The sequence below is a fragment of the Pseudomonas sp. AN-B15 genome (genome assembly GCF_019056475.1).
In the GTDB taxonomy this organism is placed as follows: Bacteria; Pseudomonadota; Gammaproteobacteria; order Pseudomonadales; family Pseudomonadaceae; genus Aquipseudomonas; species Aquipseudomonas parakoreensis.
The window spans coordinates 5738119-5756866 of record NZ_CP049737.1 but is presented as its reverse complement, the minus strand read 5'-3'; the positions used below and the strand labels follow the sequence as shown (position 1 = coordinate 5756866).

Genomic DNA, 18748 nt, shown 5'->3' with positions numbered 1-18748 from the left:
CGACGCGATAAACCGTTTTTTTCACGGATTTCTCAGCCGATCGGCGAGGGATGTCGCCAGTTGTGCAGTCAGTCCATACACCGACAATTGCGGGTTGGCGCCAATGCTGGTGGGGAACAGCGAGCCGTCGTGAATCGACAGATTGCTCAGTTGATGATGCCGGCCAAGGCTGTCGGTGACTGCGTTTTTCGGGTCTTCACCCATTGCGCAACCGCCCATCACGTGGGCACTGCCCAGCCGCGTGCGATAGAGCTCAAGGCTCAGACCGTCGATCAATTTGCGCGCCTCGGCCAGGGTGTTCACGTAGCGCGCATCGGCGTGCATCGGCATTACCGCTTTCGCGCCGCCGGCGAACTGGATCTCGGCCATGCTGTGAAACGCGCGACGCAAGCCTTCCCAGGCGTAAGACGAGACTTGATAGTCGAGCACTGGTGAGCCGTCGCCGCGCAATTCGACACTGCCGCCGGGGCTGTCGGGATGGAAGCCGTCGCGCAGCAGCGCCAGCATCGCGTGGGTGCGCGGCAGATCAGCCATGTGTTCGGCGTTCTGCTGGCCGAAGCCGCCGAGCAGCGTTGCCGCCAGTGCCGGTTGCAGCGGTGGCACTTCGAGTTTGTAGCCCATTGGCCCGCTGGTGCCGTCCTGCCACTGGAAATGATCCGAGTAGATTGACTGCGGCGCGCCGTAGAACGGGTTGATCACCTCGTCGAAACGCCCGGCGGACATGTTAACCAGATGCAAAAAGGTGCGTTTGCCGAGGCGCTGATGCGGGTCCGGCGCGTCTGAACGCAAGAGCAGGGCCGGGCTGTTGATGCCGCCGCCCGCCAGCACGTAATGCCGGGCCTTGACCGTGATTTTGCGTCCGGTCGGCGCGACGCAGCGCTCGTCCATCGCCACACATTGCAGGCCGGTGATTTTGTCGCCGCTGATCAACAGTTTTTCCGCGCGGGCCAGGTACAGCAGCTCGCCGCCCTTTTCCAGGGTCGCCGGAATGGTGGTGACCATCATCGATTGCTTGGCATTGGTCGGGCAGCCCATGCCGCAATAGCCAAGGTTCCAGCAGCCACGGACGTTGCGCGGGATCACGTGCCAGCTGTAGCCGAGTTGCTCGCAGCCCTTGCGGATCACATCGTTGTTGGCGTTGGGCGGGACCCTCCATGGCGCGACGCCGAGGCGCTGTTCCATTTTCTCGAACCACGGCGCCATCTCGGCCGGGCTGTGGCCTTTGACGTTGTGTTCCCTGGCCCAGTGTTCGAGGGTCGGCTCGGGCGTGCGGAAGCTCGACGTCCAGTTGATCAGCGTGGTGCCGCCCACCGCACGGCCCTGGAGGATGGTGATCGCGCCGTCCTTGCTCATGCGGCCGATGCCTTCCTGATAGAGGCTGCTGTAGGCCTGGTCTTCAAGCATTTTGAAGTCGGAACTGGTCTTGAGCGGGCCTTCTTCGATCAGCAGCACTTTATAACCGGCGGCGCTGAGGATCTCCGCCGTGGTACCGCCTCCGGCGCCGCTGCCGATGATGGCCACGTCGGTTTGCAGCGTCAGGTCGTCGGTCAGTTGTGCGCCGTTGTAGGTTTTCCAGCCACGGGCAAGGCCTTCGCGGAACGGGTCGGGTACAGGCATTGATCAGGTTCTCTTGTTCTTGTTGTTTTGGCGGGCCCCTTCGCGAGCAGGCTCGCTCCCACAGGAGGAATGCGGTGCATGTGTGGGAGCGAGCTTGCTCGCGAAGACGCGACTCGGTTTCAAACAGTCGGCGGGCCGGGGTAGCCGCAATGCGCCCAGGACTCGGCGCGGGTGTACCAGGCCATCATCACCATTTGCTGCAATGAGCTATGGCCCATGCGCAGCAGGCTCAATGAACTGTTCTGCCAACGTTCGAGGAAGTGACGCATTGCCTCGGGGCTGGCGTTTTCCCAACTGCCCCAGATGCCGGTGAGCGGCCCGCGGGTAACGGCCATGCCGAGCACGTCGAACAGTTGTCGGGTGAGTTTGAGCATCTCCGGCGACAGGTGAGCGAGGCTGAAGTCCAGCGACTTCAGAGTGCCATCCACCGCACCGGGCATTTTCTCGGTGGTCATGGCGCCTTCGAGCATCACCGGAATCAGTGCACGCAGGAACAGCAGGTCGCCGTCACGCAAAGTGACGAAGCCATTGGCCGCGATACTCGATGAGCAACCACTGAGGCTGGCGCCAAGGCCGGCGGTGGCGAGGAACGCAGTGGCACCGAGGCTGAATTTCAGCAGGCCACGGCGCGACAGGACAGGTGTTTCGGTCAGGCTTGGGTGCATTGTTGTTATTACCCGGCGGTGACGACGATTAGCGGATGAACAGCTTCTGGATCAGTTTCTGGATCGATTTGCCGTACGGCGGATAGATCAACTTCGCGGCGTTGAAGCGCTGTTTGATCAGTACGCCCTTGGCCTTGCTGAAAGTCAGGAAGCCTTCGTGGCCGTGATAGTGGCCCATGCCCGACGGGCCGATGCCGCCGAATGGCATGTCGTCCTGGGCCACATGCAACAAGGTGTCGTTCAGGCACACGCCGCCGGAGTGGGTTTCGTGCAGCACGCGGTTCTGTTCGCGCTTGTCGTAGCCGAAGTAGTAAAGCGCCAGAGGACGCGGGCGCTGATTGATGTAGGCAAACGCCTGATCGAGATCCTGATACGGCACGATCGGCAGCAGCGGGCCGAAAATTTCGTCCTGCATCACGGTCATCTCATCGGTGACGTTCAGCAGCAGACTGTGCGGCATGCGCCGGCCCTGGCCTTGTTCGAACAGCGGAATCAGCAGCGCGCCCTTGCTCGTGGCGTCGCTGACATAACTGTTGAGCCGGGCCAGTTGGCGCTCGTTAATGATCGCGGTGTAGTCCGGGTTGTCGGCGAGGGTCGGATAGAAATTGTTCACTACCTGGCGATAGGCTTCGACGAACGCTCCGACACGGTCTTGCGGTACCAGCACGTAATCGGGCGCGACGCAGGTCTGGCCGGCGTTGAGGGTTTTACCGAAGGCGATGCGTTCGGCGGCGTCCTTGAGCGGTACGTCGCCGGAGACAATGGCCGGGGACTTGCCGCCCAGTTCGAGGGTCACCGGGGTCAGGTTTTCCGCCGCCGCGCGCATCACGTGCTTGCCGATGCTGGTGGCGCCGGTGAACAGCAGGTGATCAAAGCGCAGACGGGAGAACGCCACGCCGATGTCGGCCTCGCCGAGCACCACGCAGACCAGGTCTTCGGGGAAAATTCGTCCCAGCAGGGTTTTGAGCAACTGGCCGGTGGCCGGAGTCGATTCGCTGAGTTTGAGCATCACCCGGTTGCCCGCCGCGAGCGCACCGACCAATGGGCCGATGGCCAGATACAACGGGTAGTTCCACGGGACGATGATACCGACCACGCCGAGCGGCTGGTACACGACTTTCGCTGACGCCGGCTGAAAGGCCATGCCGACTTTGCGCCGCGACGACTTCATCCAGCCCTTGAGATGGCGGCTGGCGTAATGGATACCGTGCAGGCTGGGCATCAGCTCGGCAAGCAGGGTTTCATCGGCGCTGCGATGACTGAAATCTGCGCTGATGGCGTCGATCAAGGCCTGGCGCTCATTGCTGAGCATGTCGCGCAACGCTTTGAGCCATTGCTGACGCTGGGCCGCCGGCGGCATCGGGTTGGCTGTGTAGGCGGCGCGCTGTGCCGCGAACAGCCGATCCAGCTCTTCCAGGGGCTGTTGCAGCGTTTGCAGATAAGCAATGTCGGCAGTCATCGTCGGCTCCGGATTTATTGTAGTGAGGACTTTTTAGAGTCTAAGCTCTAGAAAGTCAAATGACTTCCCGACACAGCTTTGTTTTATCCAATTCCGGTTAGGTCGTAAGATGCCCCTCACCGCACTCTGAATTAAAGCTCAAGCCATGGCCCCACGAATAAAAACCAGCGAGCGCATCGTGCAGAACAGCCTCGAACTGTTCAATCAGCAGGGCGAGCGCAGCATCAGCACCAACCACATTGCCGCGCACATGGAGATTTCTCCGGGCAATCTGTACTACCACTTCCCCAACAAGCAGGCGATCATCGCCGTGCTGTTCAGTGAGTACGAAAGTCTGGTCGACAGCTTTTTGCGCCCGCCACAGGGGCGTGCCGCCACCGTCGAAGACAAGCGCTATTACCTCAAGGAGCTGCTGTCGGCGATGTGGGGCTACCGCTTTCTGCATCGGGATCTGGAACACCTGCTCGACAGTGACCCGGACCTGGCCGCGCGCTACCGGCGTTTTTCCCAGCGCTGTGTGATCCAGGGCATGGCGATCTACGAGGGCTTTGTCGCCGCCGGCATTCTCAAGATGGATCGGGTACAGATCGAGTCCCTGACGATCAATGCCTGGATCATCCTCACCTCGTGGGTGCGTTTTCTGTGCACCACCCGGGAAAACTCCAACCACCTCAGCGAGCAGGCCATCAAACGTGGCGTCTATCAGGTGCTGGTGCTGGAAGCCGGGTTCGTCACCGATCAGGCCCGCGAAGAGGTGAATGCCTTGTTCGACGAGTTCTACGTACCGCTGGCCCAGGCCCTCGAGGAAGGGCGGTAACCCATTTCGAAGTCGCTCACAGGAGTCCGTCATGCCGATTGCGCAACTGCTCAGCCCGACCGCACTGGATGCCCGCAAGGAGCAGCCGGGGCTGGTGATTCTCGATTGTCGTTTTGCCCTCGAAGACCCGGACTACGGGCAGCGCAGCTATGCCGAAGGGCACATCGCCGGCGCCCGCTTCGCTGACCTTGAGCGTGACCTGAGTGGCAAAGTGGTCAAAGGCGTGACCGGACGTCACCCATTGCCCGAGCCGGCGGCGCTGATCGAGCGTCTGCAGGCGTGGGGCATCAATGCCGACAGCGATGTGGTTTTGTACGACGACGGCCCTGGTGCCTATGCGGCCCGCGCCTGGTGGTTGCTGGCGTGGCTGGGCAAGCGCGACGGCGTGTACATTCTCGACGGCGGCCTCAAGGCCTGGCACGCGGCGGGTCAACCGCTGAGCCTGGATGCGCCGTCGGTCAGCCGGGGCAACTTCAGTGGTCAGCCGGACATGAAACTGCTGCTGAGCGCCGAGCAATTGCACCAGCGCCTTGCTCAGCCGTCGCTGACATTGCTCGATGCCCGGGCCTTGCCGCGCTTCAAGGGTGAGGTGGAACCGATCGATCCGATTGCCGGGCACATTCCCGGGGCGCAATGCGCGGCGTTTACCGAGAACCTCGGCAGCGACGGGCGCTTCCTGCCAGCGGAGCAGCTCAAGCAGCGTTTCGCGGCGAAACTCGGCGAGCGTTCGCCAACGGACCTGGTCGCTTATTGCGGTTCCGGGGTGACGGCGTGTCACAACCTGTTTGCGTTGTGCCTGGCGGGGTATCCGCTGGGTTCGCTGTATGCCGGGTCGTGGAGTGAGTGGATCAACGAGCCTTCCAGAGGTATAGCCACGGGCGAATAACAGCAAAAGATCGCAGCCTGCGGCAGCTCCTGCAGGGGCTGGCGTGCCGCAGGCTACGATCTTTTAGCGTTCCACGCGGGCACTGCGATACGCCGCCGGCCCAACCCCGTAAACCTGCTTGAACTGTCGGCTGAGATGACTCTGATCGGCAAAGCCCAGTTGCATGGCGATTTCCACCGGCAGGCAACCACTCTGCAATAAACCCCGAGCCGTGGCGATGCGTTGCTGCATCAGCCAGGTGTGCGGCGGCATGCCGGTGGCGCGGCGGAAGACACGGGCGAAGTGGAAGGGCGACAGATTCACCGCGGCCGCCAGTTCTTCCAGCGATGGCGGCGCCGCCAGTTGCGCGTGCAGCAGCTCCTTGGCCATCACCACCGCGCGATGCTCCTTGCCCGGTTTGCCGTTGATCTGCACCGCTGCATGCCGCTGCAACAGCAGCATCATCATTTCGCGCCACACCGTCTGCTGTTGCAGCGCGGTGGCCGGGCTTTCCAGCAAGCGGTGCAACTGACAGAAGCCGTTGACCAGATCCGGGTCGCGGTACAGCGTCGCGCCAAACGCCGGCATCGGCGCGCAGGGCAGTTCCAGTTCCTCGAGCAAGGACACGATCTGTCCGGTATCGGGATAAAAGGCCCGGTACAGCCAGCCGTCCTCGGTGCCCTTGTGCCCGGTGTGCAATTCGTCCGGATTGATCAGCACCAGCGTGCCGCTGCCGGCCAGGTGTTCGGCGCCGCGATAGCGATAACGCTGGGCGCCGGCCATGATCATGCCGATCACATAACCGTCGTGGACATGCGGGGCGAAGCGATGCTCGATGTAGCGCGCCGACAGCAACTCGACCCCGGCCAGCGGCGCGGTTTGCCAGAAGCGGATCGACTCGCCCTGATCGCTCACGACGTCACACGGGCCAGCCATTGCGGGATGCGCCGTTCCAGGTAGTAGCCGGGCTGGCGGAACGTGCCATCGACAAAGCCGACGTGCCCGCCCTTGGCCTGCAATTCGAACTGGGTGCTGGCGGACAGTTCTTCGGCCGTCGGCAAGCTGTGGGGGAACACGAACGGATCGTCAGCGGCCTGAATGATCAGGGTCGGGGTGCGGATCTCGCCGAGAAAGTAGCGACTCGATGCTCGCCGATAGTAATCCTCGGCATCGTTGAAACCGTGCAGCGGCGCGGTGACTCGGCCATCGAAGTCCCAGAAGGTGCGCATGTTCTCCAGCGAACCGAGCGCCGCCAGGGCTGCCAGGCCATCCTCACGCCCGTCATGCTGGAACTGGCGCTGCTTGTTCTTGATGTAGGCGACCATCTCGCGCATGAAGTGTGCTTGATAGACCTTGGAGAAACCCTGGCCAATGCGGTCGGCACACTGATCAAGACGAAACGGCACCGACACCGCCACCGCACCGAGCACGCCGCTGTCGCTGCCGGTCTCGCCCAGATGCTTGAGCAACACGTTGCCGCCCAATGAATAGCCGACCGCATACAGCGGCGCCAGCGGGCGCTTGGCCCGCAAGTGTTTGATGGCCTCGGCGAGGTCTTCGCTGGCACCGGAGTGGTAACTGCGCGGCAGCAGGTTGGGTTCGCCGGAGCAACCGCGCCAGTTCAGCGCGACGCTGGCCCAGCCTCGGGCGGCGAGCGCGGCCTGGATCCCGGCGACGTAAGGCGAATTGGATGAACCGGTCAGCCCATGCAGCACCAGCACCAGCGGCGCCTCGGCGCTGTGCGGGCCATGCCAGTCGAGATCGAGAAAATCCCCGTCGTCCAGCCACAGGCGTTCCCGCTCGCGATCAAGGTGGACGGTTTTGCGCCACAGCGGCCCCCACAAGGTTTGCAGGTGCGGATTGCCGAGGCCGAAGGCGGGGGTGAAGCGATCTGAAGAAGCGGGCACGATGATTCTCGATGCAGCTTTGTGGGCAGAGTAGGCAGGCTTTTGTGGCGAGGGAGCTTGCTCCCGCTGGACTGCGCAGCAGGCCTCGCTTCTGAAACAGGGGCCGCTTCGCGACCCAGCGGGAGCAAGCTCCCTCGCCACAGATTTAGCGCAAACTTTCAGTTAACCGGCGATCTCTGCCATACGTTGCCACAACGCGTAGTACACCCGCCCGGATTTCTGCTCGCGGTGCAGGCGCCAGTTGCCCGGCAGGCCCAACGTCGATGGCGCGGTCTCGCTTTCAGTGTAGATCCACGAATCCGGCGCCAGCCATTGGCGCTCTTCGAGCAAAGTGCAGACCGCTGGCAGCAGGTTCTGGTTGAACGGCGGATCGAGAAAGACCAGATCGAACGGCGTGGCGACCTGGGTCTCCAGATAACGCAGCGCGTCGGCGGTCTGTACCTGGCCGTTGGTGCAGCGCAGGGTGCCGAGGTGTTCCTTCAGGCTCGATACCGCTACGTGGCTGGCATCCAGCGCTTGACCCATGGCCGCGCCACGCGACAGTGCTTCAAGAAACAGCGCGCCGCTGCCGGCGAACGGGTCCAGTACTTTGGCCCCGGCGACGTACGGCGCGAGCCAGTTGAACAGGGTTTCGCGCACGCGGTCCGGCGTCGGGCGCAGGCCCGGCGCATCGGGGAAACTCAGTTTGCGGCTGCGCCATTCGCCGCCGATGATGCGCAGCTGGTTCACACCGTTATGGACGTTCTGCGCAGGTTTTTTAGGACGAGTAGCCATTAATGCTCCGGAACCCCGAGCGGTGGCTCGGCAGGTTTATCAGATGGGGCCGGTAACGGCTTTTGCGGCACGGTCGGGCCAGCGCTGACGATGACCAGTTTGTCCGTGCTCAGGTGTTTGTTCATCGCGTCTTTGACCTGCTCGACAGTCAGGCTCTGGGACTGACGCATGAAGTCATCCAGATAGCTCAGCGGCAGATTATAGAAGCCCATGGCGCCCAGTTGGCCGACGATATCGGCGTTGCTTGCGGTGGACAGCGGGAAGCTGCCGGCCAGCTCGCGTTTGGCGTCGTCGAGTTCTTTCTGGGTCGGGCCGCTCTTCAGGTAATCGGCGAGCACGTCCTGCACCAGTTTCAGCGTGCCTTCGCTCATTTCCGCGCGGGTCTGCAGGTTGATCATGAACGGGCCGCGAGCCTGCATCGGGCTGAACCCGGAATACACGCCGTAGGTCAGGCCGCGCTTCTCGCGCACTTCGCTCATCAGCCGGGTGCCGAAACCGCCACCACCGAGGATCTGGTTGCCCATCGACAGCGCCGCGTAATCCGGGTCGTCACGGTCGATGCCCAGTTGCGCGAGCAGCAGGTTGGTCTGCTTGGACGGGAACTCGATGTGATTGACGCTGGCCTTCGGTTCCTGCGGCTGGGCGATTTTCGCCAGCGCCGGGCCTTTCGGCAGGGCGCCGGAGACCTGATTGGCAATCGCCTCGGCCTCGGCGCGAGACAGGTCACCGACCAGTGCGATCACCACGTTGCCCGCGGCGTAGGCCTTGGCGTGGAACTCACGCAGTTGCGCCAGAGTGATCTTCGGCACGCTCTGCGGGTTGCCGTCGCTGGAATGTGCGTAAGGGTGGTCGCCGTACAAACGCTTCATCAGTTCAAGGCTGGCGAGTTTGCCGGGGTTCTGTTTCTGGTATTCGAAACCGGCGAGCATCTGATTCTTGATGCGCGCGAAGGAGTCGGCCGGGAACGTGGGTTTGCCCACCACTTCGGAGAACAGCTTGAGCGCCGGCTCGCGCTTGTCGGCGGCACTCAGACTGCGCAGCGACGCCAGCGCCATGTCCTTGTAGGCGCCGTTGCCGAAATCCGCACCGAGGCCTTCGAAGCCTTGGGCGATGGCGCCGACGTCCTTGCCCGCCACACCTTCGTTGAGCATGGCATTGGTCAGGACTGCCAGGCCCGGCGCATTGCCGTCCTGGCTGCTGCCAGCGGCGAAGATCAGGCGCATATCGAACATCGGCAGCTCATGGGCTTCGACGAACAGCACCTTGGCGCCTTCGGCGGTGTTCCAGGTTTGCACGTCGAGCTTGCGGCTGGCCGGGGCCTTGCCGTCGAGTTCGGTTAGCGATTGCAGCTTCTGGCTGGTCTTGGCGTTGTCCAGCGCTTCGCTGGCGTCGGGTTTGACTCCGGGCATCAGATAGAACGCGGCAGAGCCGATCACGGCAATAGCGATCAAACCGAGCAGCAGGCGTGGGGATTTGCGCTCACTCATGAGTCGTCTCCAGTGGCAGGACATGGGCGACGCTGAGACGTTCGCGGGTGAAATACAGCTTGGCGGCGTTCTGGATGTCTTGCGGGGTCACGCTTTCCAGATCGGCAAGTTCAGTGTCCATCAACTTCCACGACAGCCCGACCGTTTCCAGTTGGCCGATGGCGGTGGCCTGACTGGTGATCGAATCGCGTTCGAACACCAGGCCGGCGATGACCTGTGCCCGCACGCGCTCGAGTTCTTCGGCGGACGGTGCGGTGGTTTTCAGCTGTTCCAGCAGTTTCCACAGACCGGCTTCAGCTTGCGCCATGGTCTTGTTCTTCTGGGTGTTCGGCGTTGCCGACAGGGTGAACAGGCTGTCGCCACGGGTGTAGGCGTCGTAGCTCGACGAACCGCCGGAAACCAGCTCTTCGCCGCGCTCCAGTTGCGTCGGGATGCGCCCGCTGTAGCCGCCGTCGAGCAGCGCCGAGATCAGGCGCAGGGCGTTGACCGAGCGCTTGTCTTCAGCGGTGGCGATGCTGGGTACGTTGAAACCGAGCATCAGGCTCGGCAGTTGGGTCTGCACATGCAGGGTGATCTGGCGCTCACCCGGCTCGGCCAGTTCCAGCGGTTTCTTTGCTGGCGGCACGTCGCGCCTGGCAATCGGTCCGAAATAACGCTGGGCGAGGGTTTTCACTTCATCCGGGGTGACGTCGCCGACCACCACCAGCGTGGCATTGTTCGGCACATACCAGGACTGATACCAGTGGCGCAGCTCTTCGACCTTCATCCGATCCAGATCCGCCATCCAGCCGATGGTCGGCGTGTGGTAGCCGCTGGCCGGGTAGGCCATCGCCTTGTAGCGCTCGTAGGCCTTGGACATCGGCTTGTCGTCGGTGCGCAGGCGGCGCTCTTCCTTGATGACTTCGATTTCCTTGGCGAACTCGTCCGCCGGCAGGCGCAGATTGGCCATGCGGTCGGCTTCCAGTTCAAACGCTACGCCCAGACGGTCGCGGGCCAGCACCTGGTAATAGGCGGTGAAGTCGTCACTGGTGAAGGCGTTTTCTTCGGCGCCCAAGTCGCGCAGGATCAGCGAGGCTTCGCCGGGGCCGACTTTCTCGCTGCCCTTGAACATCATGTGCTCGAGCGCGTGGGACAAACCGGTCTGGCCCGGGGTTTCGTAGCTGGAGCCGACCTTGTACCAGACCTGCGACACCACGACTGGCGCGCGATGGTCTTCGCGCACGACGACCTTCAGGCCGTTGTCGAGGGTGAATTCGTGGGTCGGTTGCGGGTCGGCCGCCAGGGCCGAAAGGGGCAGGCAGACTGTGCTGAGCAGCAGGCCTGCAGCGCGGCGGGCTAGAGCATTCATTCGTTTTTTAACCTGTTGGGCTGCCCGCTTGGTCTTAGCGTCGGCGGGCGAGAGGGTGCTAGGATACTGATCCGTTTTACCGGCGACCACGCCTATCAGGTTTTCAGGCCTGATCCGGTTGTATAGGTTGGCGGCAGAAAGCTGCGGTTTATCGACTAGACTTCGCTTTTTCGCCGATTTTGCCGGTTTAGTCCTTCGTTAATACGAATCTTTGGGGTGCCGCTGGCGCCTCGACAAAATGTTGCGCGTGAACAAGCTGGATGAAACACAGTCTGTTCTGCATCGAATATTTATTTGCCGGGGCGCCCTTATGGCGCGTCGCTACCGTGAGATAGCCGTCCTCCATGTTTGGTTCCAACGACGACAAGAAGACCCCAGCTGCGGCTGGCGAGAAGAAAAGCCTGTTCGGATGGCTGCGTAAGAAACCGCAGGAACCCGTCGTCGAACAGCCGCCCGCGATTCCTGAACCGGCTCCGACGCCAGCGCCTGCCATAGAAGAAGAGTCGGCGCCGATCGTGCTGCCGATTGCCGAGCCGGTGCTGCAACCGGTTGAGCCAGAGCCGCAACCTGAAACCCCGGCGGCGGCCGAGTTGCCCCTGACCCCGGCGGCCGAGCCGTGGCTGACCTTGCCGGTGGCGGAAGAGCCGGTGGCGTTGGTCGAAGAGGCATCGCCGCATGTGACGCCGCCGATTCCGGCGCCCGCCGCGTTCGTCCCTGAAGTCGCTCCGGCGCCAGTGGTTGAGCCGGTTGTCGAGCCGGCACCGGTTGTTCCCGAACCCGTGGCCCCGGTGGTCGTCGCCCCTGTTGCGCCGGTCGTTCAGCAGCCTGCACCTGCACCGGTCGTCGCTGCTCCGGTGGTGCCGGTAGACGTGGTTGCTGAAACGCCAGTGGAAGCCCCGCGCAGCGAAGAAACCAAAGTCGGCTTTTTCGCCCGCCTCAAGCAAGGCCTGTCGAAAACCAGCGCCAGCATCGGCGAGGGCATGGCCAGCCTGTTTCTCGGTCGTAAAACCATTGATGACGATTTGCTCGATGAGCTGGAAACCCGTCTGCTGACCGCCGACGTCGGTGTCGAAGCCACCACGCAGATCATCCAGCGCTTGACTCAGAAGGTCGCCCGCAAAGAGCTGGCCGATGCCGACGCGCTGTACAAGTCGCTGCAGGCCGAGCTGGCGGCGATGCTGAAACCGGTCGAACAGCCGCTGAAAATCGCCTCGCAGACCAAGCCGTTCGTGATTCTGGTGGTGGGCGTCAACGGCGCCGGCAAGACCACCACCATCGGCAAGCTGGCGAAGAAGCTGCAGCTGGAAGGCAAGAAAGTCATGCTCGCCGCTGGTGATACCTTCCGCGCCGCCGCCGTTGAGCAGTTGCAGGTCTGGGGCGAGCGCAACAAGATCCCGGTGATCGCCCAGCACACCGGTGCTGACTCCGCGTCGGTGATCTTCGACGCCGTGCAGGCCGCCAAGGCCCGTGGCATTGACGTGCTGATCGCCGACACCGCCGGTCGTCTGCACACCAAAGACAACCTGATGGAAGAGTTGAAGAAAGTTCGCCGGGTGATCGGCAAGCTCGACGCCGACGCGCCGCACGAAGTGTTGCTGGTGCTCGACGCTGGCACCGGTCAGAACGCCATCAACCAGGCCAAGCAATTCAACCAGACCGTCGAACTGACCGGCCTGGCGCTGACCAAGCTCGACGGCACCGCCAAGGGCGGGGTGATTTTCGCCCTGGCCAAGCAGTTTGGCCTGCCGATCCGCTACATTGGTGTCGGTGAAGGCATTGACGATCTGCGTACCTTTGAAGCCGAACCCTTTGTCCAGGCACTGTTTGCCGAGCGGGAGCGTTCATGATTCGTTTCGAACAGGTCGGTAAACGCTACCCGAACGGTCACGTCGGCTTGCATGAGCTGAGCTTTCGAGTCCGTCGTGGCGAGTTTCTGTTTGTCACCGGTCACTCCGGTGCCGGTAAATCCACACTGTTGCGCCTGCTGCTGTCGATGGAGCGTCCGACCAGCGGCAAACTGCTGCTGGCCGGGCAAGACCTGAGCACCATCAGCAATGCGCAGATTCCGTTCCTGCGCCGGCAGATCGGCGTGGTGTTCCAGAATCACCAGTTGCTGTTCGATCGCACGGTGTTCAACAACGTCGCGCTGCCGCTGCAGATTCTCGGGCTGTCCAAGGCCGAGATCGCCAAGCGCGTCGATTCGGCGCTGGAGCGCGTGGCGCTGTCGGATAAAACCGATCTGTACCCCGGCGACCTGTCCACTGGTCAGCAACAGCGCGTCGGCATTGCCCGCGCCATCGTTCACCGTCCGGCGCTGCTGCTGGCGGACGAACCGACCGGTAACCTCGACCCGCGCCTGGCGGCCGAGATCATGGGCGTGTTCGAAGATATCAACCGACTGGGCACCAGCGTGCTGATCGCCAGTCACGACCTGGCCCTGATTGCGCGCATGCGGCACCGCATGCTGACCCTGCAGCGCGGCCGCTTGATTGGCGACGGGGAGGCCGGCGTATGAGTGCGACACGCAGTCCGAAGGTTTCCGAACGCGTGGCCCCGAAAGCCGCCGATCCGCAGCCGCCAAAGAAGAAAAAACACGACGATGACGACGGCCCGGACTTTTCCACGCTGTTGCGCTCGTGGATCGAAAGTCACCGTGCCAGCCTGCTCGACAGCCTGCGTCGCCTTGGCAAGCAGCCGATCGGCAGCTTCTTCACCTGCATGGTGATGGCCGTGGCGCTGAGCTTGCCGATGGGGCTGTCGCTGCTGATCAATAACGTCGAGCGTCTCGGCGGTTCGTGGCAGCGGGCGGCGCAGATTTCGCTGTATCTGCAACTGGATGCCACGCCCGCGCAGGGCGAATCGTTGCGCGAGCAGATCAAAGGCATGCCCGGCGTTGCTGATGCCGAATATGTCGGCCGTGACCAGGCGCTGGAAGAGTTTCAACAGCAGTCCGGTCTGGGCGAAGCCCTGCGCGAGCTGCCGGAGAACCCGCTGCCGGGCGTGGTGCTGGTGACCCCGAACGAGGTCGACAAGCCGACCCTGGAAGCATTAAGACAAAAACTTTCCGAGCTGCCCAAGGTACAACAGGCGCAACTTGATCTAGTCTGGGTCGAGCGTCTGGCTGCCATCCTCAAGCTCGGTGATCGTTTTGTCTTCGGTCTGACGGTGCTTCTGGTTTCTGCATTACTTTTGGTGATAGGCAATACCATTCGTCTTCATATTGAAAACCGCCGCACAGAGATAGAAGTGATTAAACTCGTCGGCGGCACCGACAGCTATGTGCGCCGTCCCTTCCTTTATATGGGCGCGCTGTATGGCTTCGGTGCAGGTGTTCTGTCCTGGGGTGTGCTGGCGTTCGGCCTGAACTGGCTGAACGACGCGGTGGTTGGACTGGCCGGCTTGTACGGCAGTGATTTCGCGCTGGCCGGAGTGCCAGTTGCCGACGGTCTGTCGCTCTTGCTTGGCGCGGTGCTGTTGGGTTATATCGGTGCATGGATTGCAGTCGCACGTCATCTCAGGGAGCTGGCGCCGAAGTAGAATCTTTTTTGCGCGTGATTGACCTTGCGGTTTTTTTGGGAACTTGTACTTGAATTCCCGGTCAATTTTTCGCAGTGCCGAGAGGCACGAGTATGTAAGTGGGAGGTTTTTTCGCATGACCAATTCTTTGCAACCTGCGTACGCGTTGGTTCCGGGTGCGAACCTGGAAGCCTATGTGCACACCGTCAACAGCATTCCATTGCTGACGCCGGAGCAGGAGCGTGAACTGGCCGAGAGTCTCTACTATGAGCAGGATCTGGGGGCGGCTCGGCAGATGGTGCTCGCCCACCTGCGATTTGTCGTACACATTGCCCGTAGCTATTCCGGCTACGGTCTGGCTCAGGCTGACCTGATCCAGGAAGGCAACGTCGGCCTGATGAAGGCTGTAAAGCGCTTCAACCCGGAAATGGGTGTGCGTCTGGTGTCGTTCGCCGTGCACTGGATCAAGGCGGAAATTCACGAGTTCATCCTGCGCAACTGGCGCATTGTGAAAGTCGCGACCACCAAGGCCCAGCGCAAGCTGTTCTTCAACCTGCGCAGCCAGAAGAAACGTCTGGCGTGGCTGAACAACGAGGAAGTCCACCGTGTGGCGGAAAGCCTCGGCGTCGAACCACGTGAAGTGCGCGAGATGGAAAGTCGCCTGACCGGCCATGACATGGCCTTTGACCCGGCTGCAGAAGCTGACGACGACAGCGCTTTCCAGTCGCCGGCCAACTACCTGGAAGACCACCGGTACGACCCGGCGCGTCAACTGGAAGATGCCGACTGGAGCGACAACTCCAACCACAACCTGCACGAAGCGCTGGAAGTGCTGGACGAACGTAGCCGCGACATTCTCTACCAGCGCTGGCTGGCAGAGGAGAAAGCCACGCTGCACGACCTGGCGCAGAAGTACAACGTATCGGCCGAGCGGATCCGTCAGCTCGAGAAGAGCGCGATGAACAAGCTCAAGTTGTCGATCGCCGCGTAACCGGCGCTCAGGCAAACAAAAACGCCCCGATCAGCGATGATCGGGGCGTTTTTTTATGCGCATATGTCAGGGCGGCATTAATCCCTGTGGGAGCTGGCTTGCCAGCGATGGCGTCGGGTCAGTCATGTAGATGGTGGCTGAACTACCGCTATCGCGGGCAAGCCCGCTCCCACAGGGATTTTCAGTGTCTATAAGAACAGTGAGGGCTATCGCGCCCAAGGCGCCCGGCGCGAATCATCCAGCCCCAGCAAATAACTGGTCCCGCCCAACTGGCTCATCTGCTGCCGAATCCACCCGGCCCGGCGCGATACATAAGCCGTCGGATGGCTCGCACTCCACACTCGCGGGTTGGGCAGTACTGCCGCCAGATAACTTGCCTGCTGACGCGACAGTGACTTGGCGCTCACGCCGAAGTGATGGCGTGCCGCCGCTTCGGCACCAAACACTCCGTCATCCCACTCGACGCTGTTGAGATAAACCTCAAGAATCCGCTGTTTGGGCCAGAACACTTCGATCAATGCGGTAAACCAGGCCTCCAGGCCTTTGCGCAGATAGCTGCGCCCCGACCACAGGAACAGGTTCTTCGACACTTGCTGGCTCAGGGTGCTGGCGCCGCGAATCGAACCGCCCAATTCGTTGTGGGCCAATGCCGCCTGGATCGCGCCGAAGTCAAAGCCCCAGTGCTCGGGAAACTTCTGGTCTTCGCCGGCCATGACCGCGACCTTGAGATCGTCGGAGATCTCGTCCCACGGTTTCCAGGTGCGCTGCAGGTCAATCGGCTCGCCGTCGACCCAGGATTCAACCTTGCGCTCGACCATCAGCGCCGTGCCCGGCGGCGGCACGAAGCGAAACAGCAACACCAGCAATACACTGCCGCCCGCGAACCAGAGCAGGGCCTTCGTGAGACGACGCAAAAGTGAACGCAGCATAGAGATGGCTTGGCCGAACCGATGGAGCGGGCCATTATACAGACCCTGCCGAACGAGTCTGACTGGAGTTCCACATGCTGCGTGGCTTTCTGATGCTGGCCGCTTTCTTTGGTTTCACCGGTGTGGGCCTTGGCGCCTTCGCCGCCCATGGCCTGAAAAACCGCCTGACCCCCGAGTATCTGGCGATTTTCCACACTGGCGTGACCTATCAGCTGGTGCACGCTTTGGCGTTGTTTGGTGTTGCACTGTTGGCCTCGCAGATTCAGGGGCGTCTCGTCGCTTGGGCGGGGGCATCGTTCGCCGTCGGCATCCTGCTGTTCTCCGGCAGCCTGTATGTGCTGACCACCACAGGTATCAGCAAGCTCGGCATCATCACTCCGTTCGGCGGTCTGGCGTTTCTGGTTGGCTGGCTGTGTCTCGGACTTGCCGCCTGGCGCCTGCAGTAAACCGCTTGACGCTTGGTGCTGACCTTTAGGTCATGATCGGGCTAGAATGCCACCCCCTAAAAATGATGGCGGCTTGGCGCATGCGCATTCAGTTGAACGGCGAATCCCTTGAACTGCCCGACGGTGAAACCGTTGCGGCCCTGATTGCCCGTATGGACCTGACCGGTCGCCGGGTGGCAGTCGAACTCAATCTGGATATCGTCCCGCGCAGTCAGCATGCCGACACCGTTCTCAATGACGGCGACCATGTTGAAGTGGTGCACGCCATCGGCGGCGGCTAGTCGCCCGGCCCGCAAGGGCACAGAATTCTGCAAGACCCTCACCCCTAAAGAGGATTCCCCATGAGCATCGTTCGTAGCGACAAGCCTTTCGTCCTGGCCGGTCGTACTTACCAGTCGCGTTTGCTGGTCGGTACCGGCAAGTACCGTGACATGGAAGAAACCCGCCAGGCCATCGAAGCCTCGGGTGCCGAGATCGTCACCTTCGCTGTGCGCCGTACCAACCTGGGCCAGATCGAAGGCGAGCCGAACCTGCTCGACGTGCTGTCGCCGGATCGCTACACCTTCCTGCCGAACACCGCCGGTTGCTACGACGCTATCGAAGCCGTGCGCACCTGCCGCCTGGCCCGTGAGCTGCTCGACGGCCACAACCTGGTGAAGCTGGAAGTGCTGGCCGACCAGAAAACCCTGTTCCCCAACGTGATCGAAACCCTCAAGGCCGCGGAAACGCTGGTCAAGGAAGGCTTCGACGTGATGGTTTACACCAGTGATGACCCGATCATCGCCCGGCAACTGGCGGAAATCGGCTGCATCGCGGTCATGCCGCTGGCCGGTCTGATCGGTTCCGGTCTGGGGATCTGCAACCCGTACAACCTGCAGATCATCCTCGAAGAAGCGAAAATTCCGGTACTGGTGGATGCCGGTGTCGGTACCGCTTCCGACGCCACCATCGCCATGGAACTGGGCTGTGACGCGGTGCTGATGAACTCGGCCATCGCCCATGCCCAGCAACCGGTGATGATGGCCCAAGCCATGCAACACGCGATCGTCGCAGGCCGCTTGGCCTACCTCGCCGGCCGCATGCCGAAAAAACTCTATGCCAGCGCCTCTTCGCCGCTGGATGGTCTGATCAAGTAAGAGCCATTGATGACTGAATCGAACGACACGCCTATCCAGACGGAAGAGGGCGACGAGCGCCAACACCGCCGCATCAAGAGCTTCGTGATGCGCGCCGGGCGCATGACCGAAGGCCAGCAGCGCGGTCTGGACCAGGGTGCGCCGCTGTACGTGCTGCCGCTGGCCGACGCGCCGGTGGATTACGATCAGGTGTTCGGCCGTTCGGCGCCGCGCTCGCTGGAGATCGGTTTCGGCATGGGCCACTCGTTGCTGGAAATGGCCGCAGCGGCACCGGATCAGGACTTTATCGGTGTGGAAGTGCACCGTCCGGGTGTTGGCGCGCTGCTCAATGGCGTGCTGACTCAGGGCCTGACCAACCTGCGCGTCTACGATTGCGACGCGATCGAAGTGCTCAACCGCTGCATCGCCGACAACAGCCTCGATCGACTGATGCTGTTCTTCCCGGATCCATGGCACAAGAGCCGTCATCACAAGCGTCGCATCGTTCAGGCGTCCTTCGCCGAACTGGTGCGCAGCAAGCTGAAAGTCGGCGGCATCCTGCACATGGCCACCGACTGGGAACCGTACGCCGAGTACATGCTGGAAGTGATGAACGTCGCCCCGGGCTACCGCAACCTCGCCGAAGACGGCAAATGCGTACCGCGCCCGGCCGAACGCCCGATCACCAAGTTCGAACGCCGCGGCGAACGTCTTGGGCATGGCGTGTGGGATCTGAAGTTCGAGAAAATCTCCTGAGCATCACGCAATAAAAACTGTGGGAGCGAGCTTGCTCGCGAAAGCGGTCTGATATT

The 18748-nt window shown here is 62.1% G+C and carries 19 protein-coding genes; 10 read left to right on the top strand and 9 right to left on the bottom strand.

Annotated elements, in window-relative coordinates; genetic code table 11:
* Positions 1–21: 21 nt before the first annotated feature.
* From GTQ41_RS26110 to GTQ41_RS26100, 3 genes are all read right to left on the bottom strand, one after another.
* Entirely contained in the window at positions 22–1617 is a 1596-nt protein-coding gene (locus tag GTQ41_RS26110; protein WP_047297158.1) for a GMC family oxidoreductase, read from the bottom strand.
* Between the two features lie 119 nt (positions 1618–1736).
* On the bottom strand, positions 1737–2282 hold the full coding sequence (locus GTQ41_RS26105) for a hypothetical protein (protein ID WP_047297157.1): 546 nt from the start codon (positions 2280–2282) through the stop codon (positions 1737–1739).
* Between the two features lie 28 nt (positions 2283–2310).
* Positions 2311–3741: a coniferyl aldehyde dehydrogenase gene (locus tag GTQ41_RS26100; RefSeq protein ID WP_047297156.1), complete on the bottom strand. Its 1431-nt coding sequence runs from the start codon at positions 3739–3741 to the stop codon at positions 2311–2313.
* Between the two features lie 145 nt (positions 3742–3886).
* Between GTQ41_RS26100 and GTQ41_RS26095 the strand changes: the two genes are divergently transcribed.
* Complete coding sequence (locus GTQ41_RS26095) at positions 3887–4558, top strand: TetR/AcrR family transcriptional regulator (protein WP_007964152.1); 672 nt, start codon at positions 3887–3889, stop codon at positions 4556–4558.
* Between the two features lie 31 nt (positions 4559–4589).
* Positions 4590–5444, top strand: coding sequence for a sulfurtransferase (locus GTQ41_RS26090; RefSeq protein WP_047297155.1), 855 nt, complete (start codon positions 4590–4592; stop codon positions 5442–5444).
* Between the two features lie 63 nt (positions 5445–5507).
* Here the strand turns inward: GTQ41_RS26090 and GTQ41_RS26085 are convergent, their stop codons facing one another.
* The 5 genes from GTQ41_RS26085 to GTQ41_RS26065 form a co-directional block, all read right to left on the bottom strand.
* Positions 5508–6359: an AraC family transcriptional regulator gene (locus tag GTQ41_RS26085; protein ID WP_196302453.1), complete on the bottom strand. Its 852-nt coding sequence runs from the start codon at positions 6357–6359 to the stop codon at positions 5508–5510.
* Entirely contained in the window at positions 6335–7330 is a 996-nt protein-coding gene (locus GTQ41_RS26080) for a hydrolase (RefSeq protein WP_047297154.1), read from the bottom strand. Before GTQ41_RS26080 ends, GTQ41_RS26085 begins: the two co-directional genes overlap by 25 nt.
* Positions 7331–7492: 162 nt before the next feature.
* Positions 7493–8104, bottom strand: a complete 612-nt coding sequence (gene rsmD, locus GTQ41_RS26075; protein WP_027610566.1) for a 16S rRNA (guanine(966)-N(2))-methyltransferase RsmD — start codon at positions 8102–8104, stop codon at positions 7493–7495.
* Complete coding sequence (locus GTQ41_RS26070) at positions 8104–9591, bottom strand: pitrilysin family protein (protein WP_047297153.1); 1488 nt, start codon at positions 9589–9591, stop codon at positions 8104–8106. Before GTQ41_RS26070 ends, rsmD begins: the two co-directional genes overlap by 1 nt.
* Positions 9584–10939, bottom strand: coding sequence for a pitrilysin family protein (locus GTQ41_RS26065; RefSeq protein ID WP_047297152.1), 1356 nt, complete (start codon positions 10937–10939; stop codon positions 9584–9586). Before GTQ41_RS26065 ends, GTQ41_RS26070 begins: the two co-directional genes overlap by 8 nt.
* A gap of 344 nt (positions 10940–11283) precedes the next feature.
* Here GTQ41_RS26065 and ftsY point away from each other — a divergent pair, with 344 nt between their 5' ends.
* The 4 genes from ftsY (at position 11284) to rpoH (ending at position 15446) form a co-directional block, all read left to right on the top strand.
* Positions 11284–12786: a signal recognition particle-docking protein FtsY gene (gene ftsY, locus GTQ41_RS26060; protein ID WP_047297151.1), complete on the top strand. Its 1503-nt coding sequence runs from the start codon at positions 11284–11286 to the stop codon at positions 12784–12786.
* Positions 12783–13454 carry a cell division ATP-binding protein FtsE gene (gene ftsE, locus GTQ41_RS26055; protein ID WP_217325383.1) on the top strand — a complete coding sequence of 224 codons (672 nt, stop codon included), beginning with the start codon at positions 12783–12785 and terminating at the stop codon, positions 13452–13454. Before ftsY ends, ftsE begins: the two co-directional genes overlap by 4 nt.
* A complete protein-coding gene (gene ftsX, locus GTQ41_RS26050; protein ID WP_007964135.1) occupies positions 13451–14476 on the top strand; it encodes a permease-like cell division protein FtsX in 1026 nt (341 codons plus the stop codon). Before ftsE ends, ftsX begins: the two co-directional genes overlap by 4 nt.
* Positions 14477–14591: 115 nt before the next feature.
* Positions 14592–15446 (top strand): RNA polymerase sigma factor RpoH, encoded by an 855-nt coding sequence (rpoH, locus tag GTQ41_RS26045; protein ID WP_003229146.1) that lies wholly within the window; start codon positions 14592–14594, stop codon positions 15444–15446.
* A gap of 206 nt (positions 15447–15652) precedes the next feature.
* On the opposite strand, the gene mtgA is transcribed toward rpoH, so the two are convergent.
* Complete coding sequence (mtgA, locus tag GTQ41_RS26040) at positions 15653–16375, bottom strand: monofunctional biosynthetic peptidoglycan transglycosylase (protein WP_047297150.1); 723 nt, start codon at positions 16373–16375, stop codon at positions 15653–15655.
* Between the two features lie 74 nt (positions 16376–16449).
* Between mtgA and GTQ41_RS26035 the strand changes: the two genes are divergently transcribed.
* The 4 genes from GTQ41_RS26035 (at position 16450) to trmB (ending at position 18692) form a co-directional block, all read left to right on the top strand.
* Positions 16450–16821: a DUF423 domain-containing protein gene (locus GTQ41_RS26035; protein WP_047297149.1), complete on the top strand. Its 372-nt coding sequence runs from the start codon at positions 16450–16452 to the stop codon at positions 16819–16821.
* Between the two features lie 80 nt (positions 16822–16901).
* The gene (thiS, locus tag GTQ41_RS26030) at positions 16902–17102 is read left to right on the top strand and encodes a sulfur carrier protein ThiS (RefSeq protein ID WP_161794890.1); all 201 of its coding nucleotides are present in this window, start codon (positions 16902–16904) and stop codon (positions 17100–17102) included.
* Positions 17103–17162: 60 nt separating this feature from the next.
* Positions 17163–17957, top strand: a complete 795-nt coding sequence (locus tag GTQ41_RS26025) for a thiazole synthase (RefSeq protein ID WP_047297148.1) — start codon at positions 17163–17165, stop codon at positions 17955–17957.
* 9 nt (positions 17958–17966) lie between these two features.
* The gene (gene trmB / locus GTQ41_RS26020) at positions 17967–18692 is read left to right on the top strand and encodes a tRNA (guanosine(46)-N7)-methyltransferase TrmB (RefSeq protein ID WP_047297147.1); all 726 of its coding nucleotides are present in this window, start codon (positions 17967–17969) and stop codon (positions 18690–18692) included.
* Positions 18693–18748: the final 56 nt, after the last annotated feature.